Below are 25,216 nucleotides of genomic sequence, written 5' to 3'. Positions count from 1 at the left end.
CTTTGGTTTTGTCCAGATCCCGATAGCTATCGGGACGAAGGTCCAAATGATTTTGGATCAGCAGTAATGATTTATAATTATCTTGCTAACTATCACCTGCGATACGATCAGGCATTTTACTAACCAATGCTCCATTATGAGTTCAACCGGCTGGGATAATTTCTGGAAAGATCAACGGCAAAGCTTTTGGCATGCCATGCAAATTGCCACTGGTTATTTTGCGGGGCAGTTTCAAAAGCGGTTTCAGATAAAACAAACCGATACTATTTTTGACTATGGCTGTGGCCCGGGCTTTGTGGCCGACGCACTGGCTAAAAATAATATCTCCATCACCGGGGCCGACATCAACGAATTCTACCTGGAACAATGCCGTAAGAACCATCCCGCCGCGTCGTTCATTCACATTACAACCGAAGTTACCGCTAATGAACAAATACTGTCGGCGGCGTTAAATAACAAACGCTTCGATTATATTATCGTAGTGAGTGTAGCACAGTATATGAAGAATGCAGCCGAGCTGGAAGCAGTGGTGAAAATGTTGCTGACCTATTTAAAGGCAGGCGGAAAGCTGGTGCTGGCCGATATTATTGATGGCAACACCTCTTCCTTGAAAGACGCGCTTTCGTTGCTGTTTCATTATATAAAAATAGGAAGGGTTCCCACATTTGTACGGTTCATGTTGTACCTGCTGTTTTCAAATTACCGCAAAGTATCGGGTAAAATGCCTTTGTTACTGATACCAGAACAGGCTATCCGCGATATTGCTGTCAATAATAGTTTAACCTACGAAAAGGTAAACGGGTTAACCATTCAAAAAACACGTTGCAATTATGTGTTGAGCCCCAAACAATAACCTTATTATTGCCTATGCAACCGGTAGTTGAGGCCTAATTGAAAGCTCATTGAGTATGTGCCAAAATTGATCTGCGAAAAGCCGGTTACCTGGTTAAACAATACGATACAAACAGGCAGCCACCAGGAACAGGTACATTTTTTCATTTGGTTGTTGTGGGTAAATAGTAATAGTGCTACCGGCCAGGGTTATGAGCCGCCAGTCAACGTTGTAATATTGACAGATATTGTAGTGAACCCGTTGCAGCAGCCGGGATAAAACAGGCGTCTGTCGATAAAAAGCCATCTTCATGCAATAAATGCTAACTTTAATCGCTATTAAACAATAGCCTCAAAACCAATGTCTTTTCAACAGATACCGAATACCCTCTTTTGAAAAGATGCCTTAAAATCAAACTAAAGGTTGTTGATCGGGAAGAACCTGATACTGTGCTTTTGTTTTTCTGTAGGCTGGCTGCTGGCCGCTGCCCAAACCCCACGTCCGGTTACGCCGGGTTCGAACCTGCGTAAAAAAACGGTTTCAGCCAAACAACATTCCATCGTGCTCGATAGTATGAGCATTGTTCCCGGCACCGTTTCCATTCTCGGAATACCCGATAGTTTGTTCGATATTGATTTTGTAAATGCCCGCCTTACCTGGAAGCAATTACCCCCACTGGATAGTATAGTTGTACGATACCGGGTTTTCAGGACCCGCCTGAATGCCGCCATCAACCGCATGCAGTACGACAGCATCATGAATAATTTTGCGGGGCAGCCTTTTATCCCCGATTATGTGGGAGTGGGCCCGGGCGAAGGTTTCTTCAACTTCGGGAACATCACCTACAACGGTAGCTTTGGCCGCGGCATTTCCTTTGGTAACAGCCAGGACGCCGTTTTTACCAGTAACCTGAACCTGCAGTTAAGTGGTTACCTGGCCGATAGTATCGAGATCGTTGCCGCCATTACCGATAACAATATTCCCATTCAACCAGATGGTACCACGCAGCAATTGAACGAGTTTGACCGTATTTTTTTACAGTTCCGGAAAAAGACCTGGCAGTTAAGCCTCGGCGATATTGACATTCGCCAGCAGCAGGGATATTTCCTCAATTTTTACAAACGCCTGCAGGGGGTAGCTTTTGAAACAACCACTGCCATTACCGATAAAATATCGAATAAAAGCATGATCAGCGGTTCTATTGCCAAGGGTAAGTTTACCCGTAATGTGCTTGAACCGCAGGAAGGCAACCAGGGACCCTACCGGCTACAGGGCGCCAATAACGAGTTTTACTTCGTTGTGCTGGCCAATACCGAGCGGGTGTATATTGATGGGGTACTGATGCAACGTGGCGAAGACAGGGATTACGTGATCAATTACAATACGGCCGAAATAACCTTCACGCCAAAACAAATGGTCACCAAAGACAAACGGCTTGTTGTTGAATTTGAATATGCCGACCGCAATTACCTGAACTCGAATATTTACCTCACCAACGAAACCGATTTCAACAAGAAAGTAAAAGTGCGGCTGGGTTATTTCAGTAATGCCGACGCCAAAAGCTCACCCATTAACCAAACTCTCGATGCCGATCAAAAATTATTTTTGAAGAACCTGGGCGATAGCATTAACCAGGCTTATTATCCGTATTCAACCGTAGATACTTTTTCAACCGGCCGCATCATGTACAAAAAAATTGATACGGTTTATAATGGCCAAACCCACGATTCCATCTTTGTATACTCCACCAACGCCGACAGTTCGCGATATATCCTGTCGTTTTTGGAAGTAGGCAGCAACAACGGGAATTATATCCCCGACCTCAACGGGGCCAATGGAAAGGTTTACCGTTGGGTACAACCCGTTAATGGCGTGAAGCAGGGCAATTATGAGCCGGCCGTATTTTTGGTAACACCCAAAAAGCAACAGGTGGCCAATTTGGGGGTGGAATATAATATCTCGAAAAATACCGTATTGAATACCGAAGTGGCCACCAGCAATTATGATATAAATACCTTCTCTGATATTGATAAGAAGAACGACCGGGGATATGCCACCAAGATAGATTTTAAAAATACCTTACCCTTTAAAGATTCAAAAAGGGGAATACGGCTAACAACCGATCTGGGGTACGAGTATGTGGATGCACGGTTCAAACCACTGGAGCGTTTGCGTAATATTGAGTTTACCCGCGATTGGGGGCTGCCCCTGGTAACAACTACTGCCGAGCATGAGAACATTGTAACCGGCGGTGTGCAGTTATCTGACAATAAAATGAATTCGCTCCGTTACCAGTTTACAGAATACAACAGGGGCACTACTTTCACCGGTTTGCGTCACAGTATAACCCAAATGCAGAACATTCATGGGTGGATACTGAATAACCAGTTCACCCTTTCAAATATTGATGGCACCGATAACAAAGGTTATTTCTGGCGGCCAACCATAAATATTTCGCGGATGTTCCCAAAATTGAAGCACTATACTATTGGAGGTGCTTATTCGGTAGAACACAATGCTATCCGTAACAAGTTTACCGATACCATGGCCACCCAAAGCTTCTCTTTTACCACCGTATCGGCATTTCTTAAATCGGACCAGGCAAAGCTCAATCGCTGGGGCATAAACTGGTTTACCCGTACCAATTCCTATCCATTGGGAACTGATCTGGTAAAGGCCGACAGAAGCCAGAACGTAACCTTCAATAGTGAATTATTAAAAGATCCCCGTCACCAGTTCAGGTTTACCACTACCTACCGCAAATTGCAGATCCTGAATGGAACGCTCAACAGCCAGTTGCCCGAAGAAAGCCTGCTGGGCAGGGGCGAATACCAGGTAAATATAATGAAGGGCCTGCTGAACGGAAACCTGTTGTATGAAGTAGGAGCGGGCCAGGAACAAAAAAGAGATTATTCTTACCTGGAAGTACCTGCTGGTCAGGGGCAGTATACCTGGATCGATTATAACAATGATGGCATTCAGCAATTGAATGAATTTGAAGTAGCCCTTTTCCAGGACCAGGCAAAGTTCATTCGTATATTTACCCCCACCAATGTGTATGTAAAAGCCAACTACAATACATTCAACTATAGCCTTAATGTAAACCCGCGCGCAGCCATTAATTTAACAAAGGCAAATAAGCTGCGCAAATTTGTATCAAGGATCAACCTGCAATCTTCTTTACAGATCAGTAAAAAAGAAATAGCCGATAATATTGTACAGTTTAACCCGTTCAAAGCACCGTTGAACGATACTTCGTTAATAACCCTTACTAAAAATTTTATAAATACATTTTCGTTTAACCGGTTTAGTCCGAAATGGGGCTTTGATGTAACCAGTTCCCGCAACGATACCAAATCATTGCTTACATACGGTTATGAAAGCCATCAACTCAATGACTGGTCGTTGCGCACCCGCTGGAATATTACGAGAATATTTGCCATTGAGTTTACCGGCCACACTGGCATCAATCAGCTTATAACCTCCAGTGCCAAATTCGATAACCGCAATTACAAGGTCAATCAATATTCGGCAGAACCTCGGGTAACCCTTACGAAAGGCTCCAATTTCAGGATGGGGGTTGGTTATAAATTCGGTGATAAGAACAATGAGCAGGGCAGCCAGGAGCGGTCAAAATCGAATTCTTTGAATACCGATATAAAGTATAATATTTTGCAGAGCACTTCTGTAATGGCTAAATTCACTTATGCAGATATAAGTTTCACTTCGTTGGATGCGGTGCCCAATGTAAACTCTTCCGCTTCCTACATAATACTGGAGGGCCTGCAGCCTGGTAAAAACTATTTATGGACGCTAGATTTTACCAAAAGGCTTTCGAATAACCTGGAATTTAGTATGGAGTATGAAGGACGTAAACCGGGGACTTCACGGATAGTGCATATCGGTAGAGCTTCGATACGGGCAATACTTTAATTAACCGGCAATGATGGCTTCGTAAATTTCAACGAGGGGGAATGAAAAGCCTGTATACCTATTGCGAAATTGATGATGATCATTTCTTAAGTATCGTATAAAAAAACATCCCTCCCGGTATAACCGGGAGGGATGTTTTTAATATTGTGAAAGCAATCACAACAGTGGAAGATTATCCGAAGATGCCGCCTTTCTTCAAAGAACGGGTAGCTTCACCAATCTTGAAACCATTGTGGTATACTTCGATCTTGTAGTTACCTTGTTTGAAAGGGCTGTTTTGTTTCCAGGCAAATTCAACGTGTTTTTGTTTGCCTTGTTCAAACTCAACAGGAACTTTTGCAGTGAACAGTTTTTCACCTTCTTCACGGGTAGTGAATTTACCAGAACCTAAAGCTTCAACAGCTACAGGTTGGCCATCAGGACCAGTGATGCAAACGTATACATCGGTAGAACCGGTTGTAGCGATGCGGTTGCTAACATCCATGGCAATTACCAGTTTGTCAACTTTCTTTGCAGAGGTTGTTTCTGATTCTTTACCATTTTTCTTTTCATTAACTGGTGTTACTGAGATGTTAGAGGCATTCAAAGTAGAAGCTACATCTACTTTTGCAGCTAACTCCTCTTTTTGTTGAGTAGTAGTTGTAAGGTCAGTAGTGAGCTTTTCTTTGTCAGCTGTTAACTGTGTTTTTTCAGTAGTCAGCTGTTGGTTCTCCTGAGTCAAACGAGCTACTTCAGCTTCCAGGTTAGCGATCTTGTCGTTCAGTTCGCCGATCAAAGACTGAGCTTTCTTCTTTTCAGCTTCAGACAAACGTTGTTTTTTCAGAATGCCACCGATTTGTCCTTTCAGTTTTGAGATCTCGCTGGTTTTGTCGTTCACTTTTCCTTCCAGTTCATTGTTATAACCGGTTAAAGAATCCAAACGGGTTAAAGCAGCGTCAAAACTTTTTTGTAATTCATTCTTTGATGAATCTACTGCCACGTATTGAGTTTGCAGTTGAGTGATCTTTTGATCAGACTTGTTTTTGTCCCATAAAAAGTATCCCCATGTTCCCAAAATACCAACGGCTAATAAACCGATGATCAGGTTCTTTGAATCACGTTTTGGAGGCGTACCTTGTGGACTTGCGGATGGATAATTGGTTGTACTCATAATAAGTGTATGTTTATTTTGAAAGGTTATGAAATCGGGTTCAGTATTCGAGTATTATTGGGTTCGTACTTATTGGGTTTCGCATATGGGTTTGACCAAAACCATGCCAGAATTTGGCAAATATCCGTTCCACAGGCCGGGGAAAAACGCTGAAAGGTGGGTTAGTATTGTGTTACAGTTGTTCATAATTCATTATATGTCATGGCTTTTTTTATGGTAATATTGCAAAGTTTAAACCACGTTTTTATTCATGTCTGCAGAAAAAATTATATCCGACTGGAAGAAAAAGCTCTTTAAACCTGTTTACTGGCTCGAAGGGGAAGAAGATTATTTTATCGACAAAATTGTGCATTATGCCGAGCATAACATTTTAACGGAGTCTGAGGCCGGTTTTAATTTGACGGTGTTTTATGGCAGGGATGCCGACTGGACACAGGTGATCAATGCCTGCAAAAGATACCCCATGTTTGCCGAACGGCAGGTAGTTTTACTAAAGGAAGCCCAGCATATGCGGGATATTGACAAGCTTGAATCGTATATTTCGCAACCGTTATCGTCAACGATTTTTGTTGTAGCATACAAAGAAAAGAAAGTTGATGGCCGTACACAGCTGGCCAAATTGCTTAAAACGAAGGCCGAGGTGTTTACTACGAAGAAAATGTACGATAACGCACTGCCTGACTGGACTAATGAATTGGTAAAAGGTAAAGGCTACACTATATCACAGAAGGCGGTATTGTTACTGGTTGATCATATCGGGAATGATCTCAGCCGCATCGATAATGAAGTTGATAAAATGCTGGTGAACCTTGGTACCAGAACAAACATCACCGAAGACGATATAGAAAAATATGTTGGGGTAAGCAAGGAATATAATCCCTTCGAGCTGCAGTCGGCCATGGCTGCGAAAGACCTGTCGAAAGCCATGCGCATTATTCAGTATTTTGAAGCCAATCCCAAAGCGGCGCCCATTCAATTGGTATTACCAACACTATACAATCTGTTCAGTAAAACATATATGATCTTTGGGCAAAGCAGCAAAGATGATAAAACCATTGCCGCCAATATTGGGGTGAATGCCTGGTTCGTTAAAGACTATTTACTGGTTGCGCGCAACTATGGTTATAACGGTGTTGAAAAAGCCTTGCTGTTATTGCATCATTACAACCTGCGCAGCGTAGGGGTGAATGATACAGGCTCGTCTGATGCTTCGTTGTTAAAGGAGATGGTGGCGAAGATGGTGAATTAGGTGAATGGTGAATGGTCAATGGTGAAAGTTGCCGGTTTCCAGTTACCGGGAGCCGGTTAGGGTTCAGGGTACAAGTTTCAGGAAGGCCCAGGCAGCTATTTCTTTTGTAACCTGTTACTGTATTTTATTATCATTTTATTCCCCCAACACCTTCAAGGTATCCTCTTTGTCTTTCGCCAGTTGTTCAACCAATGCCTCCAATCCATTAAACTTGACCTCGGGCCGCAGGTATTTTTTGACGTATACCCGCAGGGTAGTGCCATAAATATCTGCATTGAAATCAAAGATATTTACTTCAATAACGCGGTCGGTACCACCAATGGTTGGACGAATTCCAATACTCATCATGCCTTTCAGGCGGGTAGAAATTTCATTCTTTTTGTTTCTGACCTCCACTTCAACGGCATAGATCCCATTTCCGGGTATCAGCTTTTCTTCATTTTCAATGCGGAGGTTGGCTGTAGGATACCCAAGTGTGCGGCCGAGCTTATTACCATCGACTACGGTACCTTCAAAAAAGAAATCATACCCCAGCAAAGTATTGGCTGCATCGGTGTTGCCCATTAAAACGGCTTCGCGAATGCGGGTTGAACTTACGGTGTTGTCGTTGATAACATGGGCAGGAATTTCCATCAGGTTAAAACCAAGCCGGGCGCTGTAATCTTCCAGCAGTTTATAATCACCCTGGCGGTTTTTACCAAAGCGATGGTCGTACCCGATGATAACGGTATGTGGATGGAATTTCTCAACCAGGAATTGTTCAATATAGGCTTCCGGGCTTTGACTGGCAAATTCATCGGTAAAGGGCACCACCACCAGGTGATCGATGCCATTTTTATGGAGCAGCTCAATTTTTTCGTCGATCGTATTGATCAGTTGAATACCGGGCTGGCCGCTAACGATCACTTTGCGCGGGTGCGGGTGAAAGGTGATAATAACGGTTTCGCCACCAATACGGGCAGCCTCCTGTTTCAATTGCGCCAGAATGCTTTTGTGGCCGGTATGCACCCCATCGAACGTGCCGATGGTAACAACAGCCTTTTGAAAGGCCGGAATAGTATCTGTTGAAAAGTAAACTTTCATAAATGCGGTGCGAAAATACGGTAGGAAGTTCGAAGTAGGAAGTTCGTTGTCTGAAGTCGGACTCCGGGGCCAGAAAAATCTGAAGTAAGAGGTAGGAGGTAGGAGGTACGAAGTTCCGGTCAAATGGGTGGCGGCTTGCTTATAGTCGGGTTTTTCGAAATTAAGACTCTTCTTACTTCTTACTTCCTACTTCTTACTTCCTGCCTCTTTTTATTACCTTTGCCGCTTCAAATAATAAAATGAGTTTATATTCACAACGGGGTGTTTCGGCCCAGAAAGAAGAAGTTCACAAGGCTACTGAAAAGCTGGATAAAGGCCTGTATCCCCATGCCTTCTGCAAAATATACCCCGATTACCTTACCGGCAACGCCGATTGGGTGAATGTAATGCATGCCGATGGCGCCGGCACCAAAAGCATCCTGGCTTACCTGTACTGGCAGGAAACCGGCGATATTTCGGTTTGGAAGGGGATTGCCCAGGATGCCGTGGTAATGAACCTCGACGACCTGCTGTGTGTGGGTATAACTGATAACCTGTTGTTTTCTTCAACCATCGACCGCAATAAAAAACTGGTTACCGGCGAAGTACTTGAAACCGTGATCAACGGTACCCAGGAATTATTCGATTCGCTGAAACAGTTCAACGTAAACATCCATTACCTGGGCGGCGAAACCGCCGATGTAGGCGATGTGGTACGAACCATTGCCGTTAATGGCACCATGACCGCCCGCTGGCCAAAAAACAGGCTTATCACCAATGAAAAAATACAGGCTGGCGACGTAATTGTCGGTTTCAGCAGTTTTGGGCAAACCGTTTATGAAACGGAATACAACAGTGGTATTGGCAGCAACGGATTAACCAGCGCCCGCCACGATGTATTAAGCAAGTTTTACGCTGAAAAATTTAAAGAATCATACGAGAACAGTTTGGCCAGTGAAGTAGTGTATATCGGTCCTTACCGCATGACAGATACGGTTGGTCCCGAAAAACACCAGGTAGGCAAACTGCTGTTGTCGCCCACCCGTACTTATGCGCCGTTGCTGAATGTGTTGTTCGAAAATTATTTTGAAGCCATTCATGGCCTTATTCACTGCAGCGGGGGCGGACAAACGAAATGCATGAAATACCTGCCGGGCAATTTCAGAGTTATAAAGGATAATTTACTTGAGCCGCCCATCATCTTCCAGCTCATTCAAAAAGCTTCCGGTTCAAACAACCGCGAAATGTACCAGGTGTTCAACATGGGCCATCGCCTTGAGTTGTTTACCGATGCCGCTTCGGCCGGTTTGTTCATCGAGGCGGGTAAAAAACTCGGCATCGATGCGCAGATCGTAGGCCGGGTAGAGGCCAGTGACAAAAAGGAACTGATATTAAAGGTAGAAGGAGAGGAAATTATATTTTAAATAACTTCTATCCCTGCATCCCTGTAGGGTTTCAATAAAGGATCATCAGGCTGCAATTCGGTGATCAGCATGTGTATTTTGCTGATGTCGCAGATGTGTATCGGTTGCAGGCTGTTGATCTTTTCGGCGATGCTGAGGCAAACCACCTTTTGCGATGATTCAATCATCGCTTTTTTTAGCTGCACCACATCCCAGTCGCTATCGGTAATACCGTCTTTCAGGCTGATGGCATTAACACCCAAAAAACACAGATCGGCCCGTATTCTTTTTATTTGCGTAATGGCTTCGCCGCCGGTAGTTATCTTGGAATTTTTAGAAACTTTATCGCCAATGGCGATCACCTCAACCGAGGGGTGCTGCATATATTCAAGAATAGCCGGTATGCTGCCCGAAACGAACGTGGCTTTTAACCGGGGAGGTAAGGCCCTGGCCAGCTCAATGATGGTTGTACCGCCCGTGGTAAGTACAAACATGCCGTCATGAATAAGCGATGCAGCCTTGCGGGCGATCGTTTTTTTATGATCCTGCGAGTATACATGCGAGCTGGAGTAATGCACCTGGCTAAAGGAATGCGACAAAGCACCACCATGCACTTTTATGATCTTTCCCTCATCGGCCAGTTCCTGCAGGTCGCGCCGGATGGTATCTTCCGATACATTCATATCCCTGCTGAGGTTTGATGACATCACTTTGTTATGCAGGTTCACCTGATGCAATATGTAGGCTTGTCGTTCTTTTTTTAACATGATGATCGAGGGTATAATGCTTTGTGGGTGAAAGCTATAGAAAATCCTGTATAAAAAATGTAAAAATTTGGCTGAAAACTTTCAGCAGCCCGGCAACCGTGGTGAAGTGGAATTAAAAAAGGCCATCCCGCAAAGCGGGATGGCCCAGATCTGTTACTGAATATTATATTTAAACTGTTTTCGGTATATCTTTCTCCAGTACCCATGCTGCCCTGAAGAAGTATTGTTCAGCCTGAGGAACGCTGTTCGACAGATCGGCTTTCCTTTCAAAAACCCTTTTCACTTCTTCCCGGAACAGGTTTTGACTTTCTTCGGCTGAAAGTTGCCCGGTAGGTGCTGGTCCATAGCCAACGACTGTCAATTTGCTTAAGGGAGAAGCCTTGGCTGGTGCCTCATTATAGAATTGAAGATTGCTGAAGTCCCCATTCTTATCGACACTTACTGAAAAATATACAACAGCTTCTGCATTACTTTCCATCAATTTTTGGGGATACCGTGTATTGCGGTTGAAATGTCTTGAAATTTTTGCGATCACCGGGTCGGGTATCTGGGCAATTGCAATGGCAGATTCTATTAGTGAAGCTGTGGGTTCAGCCGGTTGGGTTTGAGCAACCGGTAACTCCATACTGGCAGGTATTACCTGAACAGCAGGGGCGGCCGTGACAGTGGCTGGTTTTGGTTTTTCAACCGGTGTGGTTTTAACAACAGGTTGGCCGGTGGTTATTGCATTAGCTGCTGCTGCCGGTTTGTTTTTAAAGTTCACAATGCCTTCCAGTATCTTTTTGGCAACGGCTTCCTGGTTGCCGCTGTTGCTGATAAAGGCAAGGTCTTTATCGTTGGTGATGAATCCGCATTCGATGAGCAGGGCGGGGCAGGGCGTTTGTTCCAGCACCCAAATATTCTGTGGCCGTTGTTTTAAGGTTGGGTCGGTCGCGTACAATGTGCTTAACTCCTGTACAAGAACAGAACCCAGTTGTTTTGATTGATTGGTGCGGTCGCTTTCTTTATTGGGAATATAAACTTCAATACCGCTTCTGGTAGGGTCTGGATTTTTAGGGTCGGTACTGGAAACGTGAATAGCTATAAACAGATCTGCTTTTGCCTTTTCTGTAATTTCTGTACGGGCCCTTAATCCATCATGTATAACAGTAGTGCCACCCGGTAAATTATCGTCGGTGCGGGTCATTACAACGTTTACATTGTAAGAAGCGGCCAACTGCTGAATTTTCTTGCATATGTCCAGCGCAAGGTCTTTTTCTTTCACTTTTCCATCGAGGCTGGCAGCGCCGGGATCAATGCCGCCGTGGCCTGCATCGATAACCACTGTAATTGGTTTTTCGGCGTAACCGGGACGAAAGATCTTTGTAACAGAATTGGCTGACCGTTGTGCATACAATGCAATGCTGCAAAATACCAATGCAAATACGGGCAGGGCCATTAAACGGCTGCGGTAGCTGTACCGCGTTCTTTGGTTGTTTGTGATCATGGCTATACGTCTTTTGATATGGTTTTGGAAAAAATAATTGGTAATGGAAATATGATTGGCTTTCAGCGTTTGCAGAACCAGCAGTTCGGCATAAGCGTAGCGGTCATTGTCTGAAATGGCATATTGATCGGCCAGGAATTCATGAATGGCCTTCAATTCCTTTTTAAGGAGATTAAAGAACGGATTGAACCAGAAAAAGGCAGTTACGATCTCGGTGAGTATAATATCGGTAGAGTGTTTTTGTTCAACATGAAACAGTTCGTGGCGAAAGATCTGCTGCCCGTCGCGGCTGTTAAAGGCCAGGTCGTTATTCCAGAAAATTGACCGGAAGAACGAAAAAGGCGTACCCGGTTCGCGGGTGGAAAAGAACTTCAACCCCCCGATGCGTTCAAACGGGTATTGTTTCGAAATGCGTTTAATATATAATAATGATCGTATGAGCAGCCCCAGCAGGATCACAATACCTATAATATAGAAAAGATACAGGGCATTTTCCAGCGTGAGCAGCCTTTCCAGGGCGCCGGGGCCTGCCTTCCCGGTCTCTTCTTCACCATAATTTACGGTAAGCACTTCCAACGTTTGATAAACTGCATGGCTCATCCGGCTATGCGGCGTATTCAGCACCGGAATCCTTACGAAAGGCAATACCACCGACAGCAGCAGGGTGGCCTGCAGGTAGAACCTGTTATAATGGTGAAACCGCCGGTTGCGTAAAAAGAGCCAGTAATAGCCCAGCAGAATGCCGGAGCACAGCATTACTTTTCCCAGGTACAGCAAAAAGGTCATTGGTTATTGTTTTTGGCGTTTTTGATCTGTTCTAACAAAGCCTCCAGGTCTTGCTGGCTGAGTTTGTTTTCGTTCACGAAATGCGAAAGCAGGTTGGCGGCCGAACCTTCAAAATACCCTTTCACCAGCTGGTTGATGCTTTTCTTCCCGTATTCGGCCTTGCTTACGGCGGGTTTATACAGATTATTCCTGCCCTGTACTTCAAAATTCACAAATCCTTTCTCAATCAATATTTTAAGAATGGTAGCGATGGTATTTGAATGAGGTTTGGGCTCGGGCATCAGATCCATGATATCTTTCAGAAAACCATGTTTTAATTGCCACAGGATCTGCATTACCTGTTCTTCGGCTTTTGTAAGGGATTTCATTATAACTAATCTTTTAGTTGTTGATCAAATGTATAACTAATTCTTTAGTTGCAAAATATTTGACTTGATTTTTTACAATTTTTTTTGGGAGTGGGTTACGCCGGGCCTAAAAATGGCACTAATATGTGGTAATGAGCAGTGTGGGCGGGCGTTTCAGGGGAGAACAATAAGAATAAATATGTATCTGTGACTAATTCTTAATCAATTATTGTCTATTATAGCTTCGAAATTATCCACAAAAGCTATGAGGTTTGAAGATTGAGTGTTATTTTTGCAGACAGTACCGGATGGATTAACAGGTTATTAGCACCTGTATTGCAACCTCCCCCGAACATAGTTAGTCTTGCAACTGTTAGTATAGTACCCTTAACAAATAGAAAGGCGATTTATTATCGACGATTAAAGTCATTTTTATAAAGTAGATATGAGACAGCTCAAAATTGCAACCCAGATTACGAATCGAGATTCGCAGGCAGTAGAAAAGTATCTTCAGGAAATTTCAAAGATTCCGATGATCACTCCCGAAGAGGAGACAGTACTGGCCCAGCGGATCAAGATGGGTGATCAGAAGGCATTGGATAAGTTAGTGCAGGCAAACTTGCGATTTGTGGTATCTGTTGCTAAGCAGTACCAACACCAGGGTCTTTCTCTTAGCGATCTGATCAACGAGGGCAACCTCGGTTTGATAAAAGCGGCCCAGCGTTTCGATGAAACCAAGGGTTTTAAATTCATTTCATACGCCGTATGGTGGATCCGCCAGTCTATTTTACAGGCGTTGGCAGAGCAGGGTAGATTAGTCCGCCTGCCTCAAAACAAAATTGGCACCTATAACAAGGCTAATAAAGCGTACATGGCTTTTGAACAGGAACATGAGCGGGAGCCTAGTACCGAAGAACTGGCCGAGTTGCTTGAAATGAGTGAAACTGAGATCAACAACATTTTCCAGAGCAATACCCGTCATACTTCGCTCGATGCTCCGGTACACGAAGCCGAAGACGTAGCTATGGGTGATCTGTTGGAAGGTGGTGACGATACGGATGACGACGTAATGAAAGATTCATTACGCAACGAGATCCGCCGTGTATTGAAATCTCTCAGTCCACGTGAAGCTGAAATTGTAAATGCTTATTTTGGCCTCGATGGCGAAAATGGTGTAACCATTGAGCAAATTGGCCAAAAGTACGATCTTACCAAAGAGCGTATTCGCCAGATCAAGGAAAGAGCGATCAAGCGTTTGCAAAAAGCCCGCTACAGCAATGCTTTAAAAGCTTATTTAGGTTAGTTTAAGTACTATAAAGAAATAACCCCGGTCGGCTCCCACACCTTCCGGGGTTTTTTTATTAGTTTGTGATTGAAATACGCAAACTTTATATATATCTGGTTCGTTATTTGAAAGCTGTTAGTAAGTAATGATCAGTCGCATAGGGTTAGTAGTAGTCATAATGGGGTTGATTTATTCTTCCTGCGAGAAAACAATTTCGTTCAGGCCCAACGATTCGGAGCCTGTCGTTGTTGTGGAAGCTTCTATTGAAAATGGCCAGGCCCCCGTGGTTATTTTGTCGCAAAGCCTTAATTATTTCAGCGAGATCACGCCCGAACTACTTGCCAGTTCCTTCGTCCGCAATGCCGATATCACCATTTCGAACGGTACCAAAACCCAAAAGTTAAAGGAGTACCGCCAGCGCATAGCCCGCGGGTATTTCATTTATTATTATACTACCGATTCGGCCAATTTGAGCGCCGGTATTGTGGGCGAGTTCAACAAAGGATATTCCATTTCCATAAAAGTGAATGAACGGGAATACACGGCCACTACAACTATTCCCCTGCTGGCCAAAAAGATCGATTCTGTTTGGTGGCAACCTGCGCCTAATAATCCCAATCCCGATAAAGTGATCCTGATGGGCCGTTTTGTTGACCCGCCCGGCCTTGGGAACTATACCCGGTATTACACCCAGGTAGATGGCTGGAAATTTTTCCCCGGCTTCAATTCGGTGTATGATGATCAGCTGACAGACGGCACCACCTATAATTTCCAGATCGAAAAAGGGGTCGACCGCAATAACAGTTTTAACCTCGAGGAATATCCTTTTTTCAATAGAGGCGATTCGGTGGTGGTAAAATATTGTAATATCGATAAAGCTACGTACGACTTCTGGCGAACGATGGAATACGGCTATACCAACATCGGCAATCCGTTTGCTTCCCCCAATAAAGTGCTCAGTAATATAAAGGGCGGTGGATTAGGCTATTTTGGCGGCTATGCAGCCCAATATATTTCGATCATCATTCCAAAATAAGCGAAGCGGCCGTAAAAATTACGGCCCCGTCCCTCGTTATTCACACCTAATTCAGGTTGCTGCGCCTTTACCATTTTCGTAACTCAATTTCAGCTAAATTTGTCAACTTTTCTTTAGAACAAAGCATTATGGAAATCGAAAAAATACATTGCCTGATCATTGGAAGCGGGCCTGCAGGATATACCGCCGCTGTGTATGCAGCGAGAGCAAATATGAAACCGGTATTGTACCAGGGTATTCAACCTGGTGGTCAGTTAACCATTACCACCGAGGTGGAGAACTATCCCGGTTACCCCGATGGCGTACAGGGGCCCGAAATGATGGTACATTTTGAAAAACAGGCCGCTCGCATGGGTGCCGATATTCGTTTTGGCCTGGCTACAAAGGTTGATTTTTCAGCACCGCCTTTCAAGGTTTGGATCGATGAAGAAAAACTGGTGGAAGCCGATTCAGTGATCATTGCTACCGGTGCATCGGCCAAATGGCTGGGGCTCGAAAGCGAGCAACGCCTGAACGGTTTTGGTGTTAGCGCCTGTGCCGTGTGCGACGGTTTCTTTTTCCGCCAGAAAGAAGTGGCCATCGTAGGGGCAGGTGATACTGCTGCCGAAGAAGCCCTTTATTTATCTAAATTATGTACGACAGTACATATGATCATTCGCCGTGGCGAAATGCGGGCTTCCAAAGTGATGCAGGAAAGGGTACAGCGTACGCCCAACATAAAGGTGTACTGGAATACCACTACCGATGAAATAGTGGGTGAAAACAAGGTAGAATCGGTTCGCCTCAAGAACACCAAAACCGGTGAGCTGCAAACCATTCCCATCAGCGGCTTTTTTGTAGCCATTGGTCACCAGCCCAATTCAGATATTTTCAAAGGCTGGCTCGATATGGATGAAGCCGGTTACCTGAAAACAATTCCCGGTACCTCAAAAACCAATATTGAAGGGGTTTTTGCCGCCGGTGATGTGCAGGATAAAATATACCGCCAGGCGGTTACTGCAGCCGGCAGCGGTTGTATGGCAGCTTTGGATGCAGAGCGTTATTTATCGGCCAAAGGGCTTGTTTAAGGCGCTTTTTTTATATTGAATTGCAGAACGCTGAATATTTAATGCCGTATGCTTTCCGTATGGGAGCTAATGCGTTAGGTGTTCAGCGTTTAGCATTTTTCCGGTTTTATGGCACTGTTTTAGCAAAACAAATTGTATGTATGGTTGTTATTGAACTAAACCAGGTTAAGCTGCATGCTTTTCACGGCGTATATGAAGGGGAAAAATACACCGGCAGCACCTATGAGATAAATGTACGGGTAGCTTATGAAGAGGGCGATACCACATTTGACGATTTAAAAAATACGATCAATTACGTTGAAATACTGGAAATAGTAAAGCAACGAATGCGCAATTCAACAGGTCTTCTTGAAAAGGTGGCAGATGGAATTATAAAGGAGATCAGGCGACAGTATCCGTTCACCAATGAGGTCAGTCTTACAATTTATAAATTAGATGCGCCTGTAGAAAATTTTGAGGGGAAAATAGGCGTTACATTGCATAAGAAGTTTGATGGGTAAAATAGGAAGTACAATAGGGCTTATGCTTTTTTTGTTAATCCTGCCATTCGAAAACAATGCACAGGATATCAACCCGCTGTTGAAGGATGCGCAACAGCTCGAAAGTGCATTTAAAGAACCCGAAGCGCTGCAGAAATACCTCGATGTATTAAAGGTTCAACCCACTAACCTCACCGCCCTCATTAAAGTAAGCGAGTTATACAGCATTTTAGGCAAACACCAGGGTACAAAAGATAAACAGAAAGATTACTACCGTAACGCCCGGGCATATGCTCAAAAGGCGCTGCAGGTGAATGCCAATAGTTCCGATGCCAATGTGGCCATGGCCCTGGCCATGGGCCGTATGGCGCTCATTTCTTCGGGCGATGAAAAGATCAAAGCGATCAAAGATGTAAAAACCTATTCAGAAAAAAGCGTACAGCTCGATCCCAATAATTTTAAAGGCTATCATGTACTGGCCAAATGGCACTATGAAGTAAGCGACCTGAACTCGGTGGAGAAATGGCTGGTGAAAGTGGCCTATGAAGCGTTGCCCAAGGCCAGCCTCGATGACGCCATAAAATATTTTGAAAAAAGCCGTCAGCTCAATCCTTCTTTCTTACTCAACTACCTCGAACTGGCCAAAGCCTGGCACCGGAAGGAGAACGATAAAAAAGCCCGCGAGCTGCTTGATACCATGCTCAAAATGCCTAATAAAATGGGCGAGGACGCTAACATCAAAGCCAAGGGGAAGAAGTTGTTAGACGAGTACAAATAATTAAATTACTTTATTCTTCCATTTACCGCTCCGCATATACAAAAACGAAGGCACGAACAGCCCCAGCCAGTATAACCATTCGCTCATCCAGCCATAGGTTATAGATAAATAGAATTTATCTAATGTGAGATAAATATACACACAGTACAAAACCAGCGCAAGCATTTCGATGAGCATTGAAACCCGGCTGTTGCCCGAACCTACAACGGAATTGAGGAATACTACCGAGATCGACATGGTGAGAATGGCGACGGAAAGCACCCGCAAACAGGGAATAGCCTGGGCTACAAATTCGCCCGACTGGCCGTACGCTGCGAGTAACCATTGCGGGAACAGGTTCAGTAAAATAGCTATCACCACTGCCGAGCCAAAGCTTAAACCCATTATCTTCCTGATCAGCAACCACACCCGGTTCTGCTTTCCCTGGCCTATGAGATTACTTACCATGGCATTGGTGGTTGAACCAAAGGCCCAAATAACAATACCCGCCAAACCAAGTATGTTGCGCATGGTATTGGAAACGGCAAGGGCAATTTCGCCATGTGCATCAATGAGCAGAAAAAAATATTCCCAGCTCAGCAGGCTCATGCCATGCTGAAATATAAGCGGGGCGCTGAGGGTAAAGATGAGCCGGGCATTATAACCGTCCCATTTGAAATTTTTGAACAGGTGCAATTGCCGGCTGATGCCTTTTTGCCAGATGATGAGGTAAACCACCAGCAGTCCGGTGACCTCGGCAATGATGGAAGAAACCGCGGCGCCGTTCAACCCCATTTGCGGAAACCCGCCATGGCCGAAGATCAGCAGGTAATCGAGCAAAATATTGGTGGCAGCCTCGGCCAGTGCGCCGCCGGCCAGGTACCGGCTTTGATTGGTTCCAACCAGTAATGCATTGCGCATTTGATAAACGTACAGGAAGGGTAATCCCCAAATCCGGATCTGGCAAAAAGTGATGGCCTGTTTTAAGCGTTCGGTATCGGTAATAAAATACCCGAACATGTGAGGGGTGACCGTATAGGTGAGCAGGATGCCCAGCAAAGAGATGGAAAGACCGATAAATACCGACTGGCTGAACAGCTTGCCGATCTCTTCGGGCCGGTTTTCGCCCGCCCGGCGGGCGATCAATGCCTGCAAACCATTGTTTAACCCATAGCCTACAGCTGAAAATATGAGGTAATACACGCCCGTAAGCCCCGCCACTGCCAGCGCCTGTTTGCTGTAATGCCCCAAAAAAATATTATTGGTAACAAAATTGATTTGTGGTATTAAAATGGCAAGGCTTATGGGAGCTGCCATTTTAATGATCTGCCGGGTTGAAAGTTGTACCTGGAATGCTGTATTTTTAGATAAGGCGCTCATAAAAGGGTGGCAAAGGTAGGTTACAGGTTCCATGTTACAAGTTGCAGGGCTCAAATAGCGAGCAGTTAAAATAACTGCGGAGTTCCCGATTTGCGGACCCTGAAACCTGCAACCTGAAACCTGTAACCTGAAACTTTTTCCGTAACATTGCAGCTTTTGATAACTATGCTTAAGGCCAACTTTGATATTGTTCCTGAAACGAGGGATTCAGAAGAACTTCGAAACAGTCAGTTACTGATCGAGGTAGGTGAAAAAATGTTCAGCTATGTGATCTATCACAAAGAGCAACGCCGTTTTTTGGGGTTGCGGCAGTACAATCTCGATTTTACGCCTGGCAAAACCATGCTCGAGAACCTGCTTGAAATTATCACGAACGACGAGCTGTTGCAGGTTCCCTTCAAAGAAGCATTTGTTATTTACAATTATACCGACAGTAACTTTTTGCCCGAAAAGGTTTTTCATATTGAGCTGAACCAGCCTGCTACCGAGATCATTTACGGAAATGCCAAAAAGGGTTTGCTGTTAAGTGAGAAGGTGATCGGCTTTAAAATGTATAATATTTACCGCGTTCCCCGCGAAATACACGCCCTGTTACAGCGGAAGTTTGCCTCGGGCAACTACTGGCATTATTACACGCTGTTGCTGAACGACAGCCAAACGCAGCCCGCGGCAAATGAGCAGGTGATCAAAATGGTTATGCGGGCCGATCAGTTCCTGGTGGCAGTTTTCAATGGCGAAAAAATTCAGCTGGTGCAGTCGTACACGTATCAAACACCCGATGATGTGTCGTACTACCTGCTGGCTATTTGTACCCGCTTTAATATAAGCCAGGATAAAGTGAACCTGATCGTTTCCGGTTTGCTCGATGAGCAATCGAGACTGTACCAGGAGCTGCTGAAATATTTCCTGAATGTACAATGGGACCGCCTGCCAGATACCGTTAAGCTGGATGCGGCCTTCCGTGAATTTCCGGTTCATTACTTTTCACCGCTTTTGAAAATGGCATTATGCGTATAATAGGAGGGGAGTTAGGGGGAAGAAAGATAAACCCGCCCGGTAAAATGCCGCATACCCGGCCAACCACCGATATTGCCAAGGAAGGACTTTTCAATATCATTGAGAATAATCTGGATATAACTGCCTTACATACTCTCGATCTGTTTGGTGGCACGGGCAGCATCAGTTATGAGCTTTCCTCACGGGGAGCCGCAGCCTGTACTATTGTGGAGAAGGATACTGCGATGTATGAGTTCATCAAAAAAACATCTACCGCCCTGCAACTCGAAAATTTCACAGTAGTGAAAATGGATGTGTTCAAATTTATAAACCAGTGCACCAGCAAATTCAATTTTATTTTTGCCGGGCCGCCATACGCGCTGGGAACCATTGATGACCTGCCGAAGCTGATCGCCGAAAAACAATTGCTGCAACCCGGCGGCTGGTTTGTGCTGGAACATACGCCCCGGAACAATTATGAAAAGTATCCTTTGTTTGTTACCAGCCGTAATTATGGCACCACTATTTTTAGCATCTTTGTTAATAAAGAAGAGAGTGAAAGTTAAAAGTGGGACTTCGAAGAAAGAAGAAGCTGAAGTAAGAAGTAGGATGTAAGAAGTAAGAAGAGTCCGAAATTTTGCCTCGTAATTTTTCTTTGAACTTGTATCCGAGGATAATTTTGAGCTAAGAAATAAGGGTATGATCATACTTCATACTTCCTACTTCGGAAACTAAAAAAAATGGAAAGAATCTTCATCACCGGTATAGGAACAGGAATCGGAAAAACATTCATCTCGGCCATTCTCGCCAAAGCCCTGGAGGCAGATTACTGGAAACCGGTACAGGCCGGGTTTGAGGATGGAACCGACAGCGAATGGGTGGGCAACTGGCTAAAAGATACCGGTTCGGTTGTGCATCCCGAAGTATACCGGCTGGTAAAACCTGCTTCCCCACATATTGCTGCCCGCGAGGAGGGCGTAACCATCGATGTAAAAAAGATTTGCCAACAAATTCCGGATATAAATCGTACCTTACTAATAGAAGGTGCAGGGGGATTATTGGTGCCTTTGAATAATTCAGCATTTGTGGCTGACCTCATCAAAGAATTAGGCGCAAAAGTAATATTGGTTAGCCGCAACTACCTGGGAAGCATAAATCATTCTTTATTAACGGCGCGGGTTTGCCGCGACATGCAACTTCCGGTCATCGGCTGGATATTTAATGACCAGTATCTCGATTATGAGGAGGAGATAGTTCAATGGAGCAACTTTCCCAGAATAGCATCCATACCCTATTCTGAAAATATAAACGGGACATTTATCAATGCACAGGCAGCTGCTATCAGAAAGCAACTGAAAGAATTCTTATGATAAAAAATACCGTTCGAAAAGAGTTTTTGCAACGCAGGATGAGCATTCAGGAAGAAGATCTGCAACAACAAACCGCATTGATAGCGGCCAACTTCCGGAACCTGCAACTTCCCCCCGTAAATTACCTGTTATCGTATAACCCGCTGGCAAGCCGGCACGAGTTTGACGTTTCCATCTGTGAAGACATTTTGAAAGAACAGAACTTCGTAATGCGGGTGGCATGGCCCCGCATACACCTTGACCTGCGCGATATGGAAGCCGTGCAGGTTGAAAAAGACGGACTTTTTATCAAGAACAAATTCAACATACTGGAGCCTATTGGCGGCGCCATTGTGCCGCCCGCAAGCCTTGATATCATCTTTGTTCCCCTGATCGCATTTGACCAGCGCGGCTACCGGGTTGGCTATGGAAAAGGTTATTACGACCGGTACCTGGCCCAATGCCGGCCCGATACCATCAAGGTAGGTTTCTCGTTTTTCGATGCGGTAGAATACATTGAGGACATCGACGAATTTGATGTACCTTTAAACTTTTGCATTACACCGCATCGTAAATATGAATTTTAATGCTCCGTTGCTGCGGCCCTTCCGCATATTGTTGTTCCCTTTTTCCCTGTTATATGGCGCAGCGATATGGATACGTAACCGATTGTACGACAAAGGAATATTTAGGTCAACCGGGTTTAACCTGCCAATTATCTGTGTCGGCAATTTGTCGGTGGGCGGAACCGGAAAATCGCCCATGGTAGAATTTCTGGTAAAATACCTGCACAACGATATGAAGGTGGCTGTGTTGAGCCGGGGCTATAAACGCCGCACCAAAGGATATGCGCTCGCCGGCGAAAAAACCACTGCATTGGATATTGGGGATGAACCAATGCAATTCCATAACAAATTTCCCGATGTTAGCATAGCAGTAGGCGAGGAAAGGATTGTGGCCATACCGCAATTGTTGCACGACCGGCCCCAAACAAAAGTGATCGTTCTCGACGATGCTTTTCAACACCGGGCCATAAAAGCCGGATTGAATATCGTACTTACCAATTATGATAACCTGTTCACCCGCGACTGGGTGCTGCCTTCAGGCGATCTGCGCGATGAACGGCGGTCGTACAAACGGGCCAATGTGATGGTGGTGACCAAATGCCCGGCCATGTTACCGGTTGAAGAAAAGCTGGCGATAAAGCAGGAAATAAAGCCACTGCCGCATCAGCAGGTGTTCTTTACCACCATTCGCTACGGATTGCCTTACCACATTATCAGCAAAAAAGAAATGACGCTGAATACGTCAACCGAAGTATTGCTGGTAAGCGGTATTGCCAATCCCCTGCCGTTGAAGAAATATTTGCAGGAAGCGGCAAAAACCTACTATGAAATACTGTACAGCGACCACCACATTTTCTCCATTGACGACTGGAAGGATATGGTGAACCGCTTCAAGAACATCCCCACCCAAAATAAAATTATACTTACTACTGAAAAAGATGCCGTTCGGCTGATCAAATTTGGACAAACCCTCCAGGATTACCCCGTTTTTGTAATACCCATTGAAATTCAATTCCTTTTCAATGAGGGGCATCAGTTTACTGATATTATCAGTAAATTCATTACTGAATTCAGTATCACGAATTAAAATGATTGAATGAGCAGAAAACAAGCAAAGAAGAAAAAGAAAAAAGGAGCTGCTTCGCAACACGCGCTTAAAGGCGTTCTGGATATTACCCGGTCAGGCATCGGTTATGTAATAGTGGAGAATCTTCCCAATGATATACTCGTACGGCCCAACGATTTCAATACCGCCCTGCATGGCGATACGGTTCGCGTAACAGTATTTGGTGGCGCCGCTAAAAAAAGCGGCCGTCAGCAGGGGGCCATCGTTGACGTATTGCAGCGAAAACAAACCGAGTTCCTGGGCAAAATAGAGATTGGCAAAAGCGCCGCCTTTTTTATCGCAGATACCGAAAAACCAATGCCCGATATTCTGGTTCCCGGCGAGGCATTGAATGGTGCAAAAGATGGCGATCGCGTCATTGTGCGTATTACAGAATGGGAAAAACAGAAAAAGCCCGTGGGCGCCGTAATACAGGTAATGGAACCGGGTAACGAAGGCGATATGGCCATGAAGGAGATCCTGATGGAAAACGGATTTCCCCTGTTCTTCCCCGAAAATGTGCTTGAAGAAGCAGAAAGAATACCCGATACCATTTCGCCCGATGAGATCAATCTTAGAAAAGATTGCCGCGACATACTTACGTTCACCATTGACCCGGTTGATGCCCGGGACTTTGACGATGCCTTAAGCATCAGGCTGCTTAAGAATGGTCAATACGAAATAGGCGTACACATTGCCGACGTAAGTCATTATGTGGAGCCCGATACAGCGCTTGATAAAGAAGCGTATGACCGCGCCACATCAGTGTACCTGCCCGATCGCGTAGCGCCGATGCTGCCCGAACGCATTTCGAATGAACTGTGTTCATTGCGGCCGCGTGAAGACAAACTCACCTTCTCCGCCATTTTCCAGATGACCGATACAGGTGACATAAAACAATACTGGCTGGGTAAAACGGTGATCCATTCAAACCACCGCTTCACCTATGAAGAAGTGCAGGAGATCATTGAGAAAGGCGAAGGACTGTACCAGGATGAGATCTTGTTATTGAACCGGCTTGCCCAAAAATTCCGCGCCCAGCGTTTCAGTAAAGGCGCCATCAATTTTTCGTCGCAGGAAGTACGCTTCAAACTCGACGAAACCGGTAAGCCAATAGGCATTATTGTTAAGGAGAGCAAGGAAGCGCATCAGCTTATTGAAGAGTTTATGCTGCTGGCCAACCGCATTGTGGCCGAAAATGTAGGCCGGGTAAAGGTCAATAAAAAAGACCTGCCGTTCCCATACCGCGTGCATGATACGCCCGATGAAATGAAACTGATGCCTTTTGTAGAGTTTGCCAAAAAGTACGGGCATACATTCGATACCAAAACACCCGAAGGCATTGCGGCCTCGTTTAACCAGATGTTGCAGGATGTGCAGGGCAAACCCGAACAGCATGTACTGGAACAACTGGGCATACGCACCATGGCCAAGGCCATTTATACAACGGAGAACATTGGCCACTATGGATTGGGCTTTAAACATTATTGCCACTTTACTTCACCCATACGCCGTTACCCCGATGTGCTGGTGCATCGCATTTTGCACGATGTGCTGAAAGGAAGTGTGGAACCCGAAAAAAAACTGGAAGCGAAATGTAAACACTGCAGTGAAAAAGAGCGCAGCGCTATGGAATCAGAGCGGGCTGCCAATAAATACAAGCAGGTGGAATACATGAAAGAATTCCTCGGCGAAGAATTTGAAGGCGTCATCAGCGGGGTGGCCGCATTTGGTTTTTGGGTTGAGACCATTGAACACAAATGCGAAGGCCTGGTGAGCATAAACAGTCTGCTCGACTACGACGATTTCCGGCATGTGGAAAGTGATTACAGCCTGGTAGGGTTGCGCAGTGGCCGTAAATTCGGCATGGGCGATAAAGTGCGCATAAAAGTGGTGGCAGCCAATTTAACCAAGCGCCAGCTCGATTATGAGTGGGTGATTGCGGCAAGTATGAAGGATGAGCATGGCGACGCGAAGAAAACGCCAAAACCGAAACAGCATCCGAAGCCGCATCCCGATCCCAAAAGCAGAAATCCGAGGAAGAAGAAATAGGAGGCAGGAAGTAAGAAGTAAGAAGTAGGAAGTAGGAAGTAGGAAATAAGAAGTAAGAGGTAAGAAGTAAGAAGACTCTGATTAAATAGCATATTTATTACATTATAAAATGCTATCTATGTCAATAAA

Annotated in this window: 22 protein-coding genes; 16 read left to right on the top strand and 6 right to left on the bottom strand. The window is 44.9% G+C overall.

The features are described from left to right. Positions 1–136: 136 nt before the first annotated feature. The 3 genes from A3860_RS24005 (at position 137) to A3860_RS23995 (ending at position 4,765) form a co-directional block, all read left to right on the top strand. Positions 137–853, top strand: a complete 717-nt coding sequence (locus A3860_RS24005) for a class I SAM-dependent methyltransferase (protein ID WP_081150771.1) — start codon at positions 137–139, stop codon at positions 851–853. A 57-nt stretch (positions 854–910) separates the two neighbouring features. After that, positions 911–1,111, top strand: coding sequence for a hypothetical protein (locus tag A3860_RS41690; protein ID WP_216823498.1), 201 nt, complete (start codon positions 911–913; stop codon positions 1,109–1,111). Between the two features lie 147 nt (positions 1,112–1,258). Continuing rightward, on the top strand, positions 1,259–4,765 hold the full coding sequence (locus A3860_RS23995) for a hypothetical protein (RefSeq protein WP_245843607.1): 3,507 nt from the start codon (positions 1,259–1,261) through the stop codon (positions 4,763–4,765). Between the two features lie 172 nt (positions 4,766–4,937). On the opposite strand, the gene A3860_RS23990 is transcribed toward A3860_RS23995, so the two are convergent. Beyond that, positions 4,938–5,915, bottom strand: a complete 978-nt coding sequence (locus A3860_RS23990; protein ID WP_081150765.1) for a coiled-coil domain-containing protein — start codon at positions 5,913–5,915, stop codon at positions 4,938–4,940. A gap of 250 nt (positions 5,916–6,165) precedes the next feature. Here A3860_RS23990 and holA point away from each other — a divergent pair, with 250 nt between their 5' ends. Further along, a complete protein-coding gene (gene holA, locus A3860_RS23980; protein ID WP_081150761.1) occupies positions 6,166–7,164 on the top strand; it encodes a DNA polymerase III subunit delta in 999 nt (332 codons plus the stop codon). 135 nt (positions 7,165–7,299) lie between these two features. Here holA and A3860_RS23975 read toward each other — a convergent pair whose 3' ends face one another. Beyond that, on the bottom strand, positions 7,300–8,247 hold the full coding sequence (locus tag A3860_RS23975; protein ID WP_081150759.1) for a bifunctional riboflavin kinase/FAD synthetase: 948 nt from the start codon (positions 8,245–8,247) through the stop codon (positions 7,300–7,302). A gap of 239 nt (positions 8,248–8,486) precedes the next feature. On the opposite strand from A3860_RS23975, the gene A3860_RS23970 reads away from it, so the two are divergent. Next, on the top strand, positions 8,487–9,650 hold the full coding sequence (locus tag A3860_RS23970; protein ID WP_081150757.1) for an AIR synthase related protein: 1,164 nt from the start codon (positions 8,487–8,489) through the stop codon (positions 9,648–9,650). Here A3860_RS23970 and A3860_RS23965 read toward each other — a convergent pair. The 3 genes from A3860_RS23965 to A3860_RS23955 form a co-directional block, all read right to left on the bottom strand. Continuing rightward, positions 9,647–10,396, bottom strand: a complete 750-nt coding sequence (locus A3860_RS23965; RefSeq protein ID WP_081150755.1) for a DeoR/GlpR family DNA-binding transcription regulator — start codon at positions 10,394–10,396, stop codon at positions 9,647–9,649. The genes A3860_RS23970 and A3860_RS23965 overlap by 4 nt on opposite strands. Before the next feature lie 169 nt (positions 10,397–10,565). Beyond that, the gene (locus A3860_RS23960; RefSeq protein WP_081150753.1) at positions 10,566–12,668 is read right to left on the bottom strand and encodes an N-acetylmuramoyl-L-alanine amidase; all 2,103 of its coding nucleotides are present in this window, start codon (positions 12,666–12,668) and stop codon (positions 10,566–10,568) included. After that, the gene (locus A3860_RS23955; RefSeq protein ID WP_081150751.1) at positions 12,665–13,036 is read right to left on the bottom strand and encodes a BlaI/MecI/CopY family transcriptional regulator; all 372 of its coding nucleotides are present in this window, start codon (positions 13,034–13,036) and stop codon (positions 12,665–12,667) included. Before A3860_RS23955 ends, A3860_RS23960 begins: the two co-directional genes overlap by 4 nt. A 424-nt stretch (positions 13,037–13,460) precedes the next feature. On the opposite strand from A3860_RS23955, the gene A3860_RS23950 reads away from it, so the two are divergent. The 5 genes from A3860_RS23950 (at position 13,461) to A3860_RS23930 (ending at position 17,660) form a co-directional block, all read left to right on the top strand. Next, positions 13,461–14,318: a sigma-70 family RNA polymerase sigma factor gene (locus A3860_RS23950; protein WP_014217201.1), complete on the top strand. Its 858-nt coding sequence runs from the start codon at positions 13,461–13,463 to the stop codon at positions 14,316–14,318. 127 nt (positions 14,319–14,445) lie between these two features. Further along, on the top strand, positions 14,446–15,336 hold the full coding sequence (locus tag A3860_RS23945) for a DUF4249 family protein (RefSeq protein WP_081150749.1): 891 nt from the start codon (positions 14,446–14,448) through the stop codon (positions 15,334–15,336). Between the two features lie 128 nt (positions 15,337–15,464). Then, complete coding sequence (gene trxB / locus A3860_RS23940; RefSeq protein ID WP_081150747.1) at positions 15,465–16,403, top strand: thioredoxin-disulfide reductase; 939 nt, start codon at positions 15,465–15,467, stop codon at positions 16,401–16,403. 140 nt (positions 16,404–16,543) lie between these two features. Next, complete coding sequence (locus A3860_RS23935; protein WP_158085339.1) at positions 16,544–16,903, top strand: dihydroneopterin aldolase; 360 nt, start codon at positions 16,544–16,546, stop codon at positions 16,901–16,903. A 22-nt stretch (positions 16,904–16,925) separates the two neighbouring features. Then, on the top strand, positions 16,926–17,660 hold the full coding sequence (locus A3860_RS23930) for a hypothetical protein (protein WP_143774239.1): 735 nt from the start codon (positions 16,926–16,928) through the stop codon (positions 17,658–17,660). On the opposite strand, the gene A3860_RS23925 is transcribed toward A3860_RS23930, so the two are convergent. Beyond that, complete coding sequence (locus A3860_RS23925) at positions 17,661–19,052, bottom strand: MATE family efflux transporter (RefSeq protein WP_081150741.1); 1,392 nt, start codon at positions 19,050–19,052, stop codon at positions 17,661–17,663. Positions 19,053–19,184: 132 nt separating this feature from the next. Here A3860_RS23925 and A3860_RS23920 point away from each other — a divergent pair, with 132 nt between their 5' ends. The 6 genes from A3860_RS23920 to rnr all read left to right on the top strand — a co-directional run bounded on the left by A3860_RS23920 (position 19,185) and on the right by rnr (position 25,087). Beyond that, positions 19,185–20,036 carry a DUF3822 family protein gene (locus A3860_RS23920; RefSeq protein WP_081150739.1) on the top strand — a complete coding sequence of 284 codons (852 nt, stop codon included), beginning with the start codon at positions 19,185–19,187 and terminating at the stop codon, positions 20,034–20,036. Then, entirely contained in the window at positions 20,027–20,581 is a 555-nt protein-coding gene (locus A3860_RS23915; RefSeq protein ID WP_081150737.1) for an RsmD family RNA methyltransferase, read from the top strand. The genes A3860_RS23920 and A3860_RS23915 overlap by 10 nt, the downstream gene beginning before the upstream one ends. 174 nt (positions 20,582–20,755) lie before the next feature. Then, the gene (gene bioD, locus A3860_RS23910) at positions 20,756–21,385 is read left to right on the top strand and encodes a dethiobiotin synthase (protein WP_081150735.1); all 630 of its coding nucleotides are present in this window, start codon (positions 20,756–20,758) and stop codon (positions 21,383–21,385) included. Next, positions 21,382–21,951 carry a 5-formyltetrahydrofolate cyclo-ligase gene (locus A3860_RS23905; RefSeq protein ID WP_081150733.1) on the top strand — a complete coding sequence of 190 codons (570 nt, stop codon included), beginning with the start codon at positions 21,382–21,384 and terminating at the stop codon, positions 21,949–21,951. The genes bioD and A3860_RS23905 overlap by 4 nt, the downstream gene beginning before the upstream one ends. Next, complete coding sequence (lpxK, locus tag A3860_RS23900; RefSeq protein ID WP_081150731.1) at positions 21,941–23,017, top strand: tetraacyldisaccharide 4'-kinase; 1,077 nt, start codon at positions 21,941–21,943, stop codon at positions 23,015–23,017. Before A3860_RS23905 ends, lpxK begins: the two co-directional genes overlap by 11 nt. Before the next feature lie 9 nt (positions 23,018–23,026). After that, positions 23,027–25,087, top strand: a complete 2,061-nt coding sequence (gene rnr, locus A3860_RS23895) for a ribonuclease R (protein ID WP_081150729.1) — start codon at positions 23,027–23,029, stop codon at positions 25,085–25,087. The last annotated feature ends 129 nt before the right edge of the window (positions 25,088–25,216 follow it).

The organism is Niastella vici, assembly GCF_002077945.1.
Classification (GTDB): Bacteria; Bacteroidota; Bacteroidia; order Chitinophagales; family Chitinophagaceae; genus Niastella; species Niastella vici.
The sequence above is the reverse complement of the archived record's forward strand: the minus strand, read 5'-3'. Positions and strand labels throughout refer to the sequence as shown.

Bases quoted from the DNA above. Each gene is read 5' to 3' on its own strand.
- A3860_RS24005 (WP_081150771.1), top strand. From the start codon at position 137: ATGAGTTCAACCGGCTGGGATAATTTCTGGAAAGATCAACGGCAAAGC.
- A3860_RS23990 (WP_081150765.1), bottom strand. From the start codon at position 5,915: ATGAGTACAACCAATTATCCATCCGCAAGTCCACAAGGTACGCCTCCA.
- holA (WP_081150761.1), top strand. From the start codon at position 6,166: ATGTCTGCAGAAAAAATTATATCCGACTGGAAGAAAAAGCTCTTTAAA.
- A3860_RS23975 (WP_081150759.1), bottom strand. From the start codon at position 8,247: ATGAAAGTTTACTTTTCAACAGATACTATTCCGGCCTTTCAAAAGGCT.
- A3860_RS23970 (WP_081150757.1), top strand. From the start codon at position 8,487: ATGAGTTTATATTCACAACGGGGTGTTTCGGCCCAGAAAGAAGAAGTT.
- A3860_RS23965 (WP_081150755.1), bottom strand. From the start codon at position 10,396: ATGTTAAAAAAAGAACGACAAGCCTACATATTGCATCAGGTGAACCTG.
- A3860_RS23960 (WP_081150753.1), bottom strand. From the start codon at position 12,668: ATGACCTTTTTGCTGTACCTGGGAAAAGTAATGCTGTGCTCCGGCATT.
- A3860_RS23955 (WP_081150751.1), bottom strand. From the start codon at position 13,036: ATGAAATCCCTTACAAAAGCCGAAGAACAGGTAATGCAGATCCTGTGG.
- A3860_RS23950 (WP_014217201.1), top strand. From the start codon at position 13,461: ATGAGACAGCTCAAAATTGCAACCCAGATTACGAATCGAGATTCGCAG.
- A3860_RS23945 (WP_081150749.1), top strand. From the start codon at position 14,446: ATGATCAGTCGCATAGGGTTAGTAGTAGTCATAATGGGGTTGATTTAT.
- trxB (WP_081150747.1), top strand. From the start codon at position 15,465: ATGGAAATCGAAAAAATACATTGCCTGATCATTGGAAGCGGGCCTGCA.
- A3860_RS23935 (WP_158085339.1), top strand. From the start codon at position 16,544: ATGGTTGTTATTGAACTAAACCAGGTTAAGCTGCATGCTTTTCACGGC.
- A3860_RS23930 (WP_143774239.1), top strand. From the start codon at position 16,926: ATGCTTTTTTTGTTAATCCTGCCATTCGAAAACAATGCACAGGATATC.
- A3860_RS23925 (WP_081150741.1), bottom strand. From the start codon at position 19,052: ATGGAACCTGTAACCTACCTTTGCCACCCTTTTATGAGCGCCTTATCT.
- A3860_RS23920 (WP_081150739.1), top strand. From the start codon at position 19,185: ATGCTTAAGGCCAACTTTGATATTGTTCCTGAAACGAGGGATTCAGAA.
- A3860_RS23915 (WP_081150737.1), top strand. From the start codon at position 20,027: ATGCGTATAATAGGAGGGGAGTTAGGGGGAAGAAAGATAAACCCGCCC.
- bioD (WP_081150735.1), top strand. From the start codon at position 20,756: ATGGAAAGAATCTTCATCACCGGTATAGGAACAGGAATCGGAAAAACA.
- A3860_RS23905 (WP_081150733.1), top strand. From the start codon at position 21,382: ATGATAAAAAATACCGTTCGAAAAGAGTTTTTGCAACGCAGGATGAGC.
- lpxK (WP_081150731.1), top strand. From the start codon at position 21,941: ATGAATTTTAATGCTCCGTTGCTGCGGCCCTTCCGCATATTGTTGTTC.
- rnr (WP_081150729.1), top strand. From the start codon at position 23,027: ATGAGCAGAAAACAAGCAAAGAAGAAAAAGAAAAAAGGAGCTGCTTCG.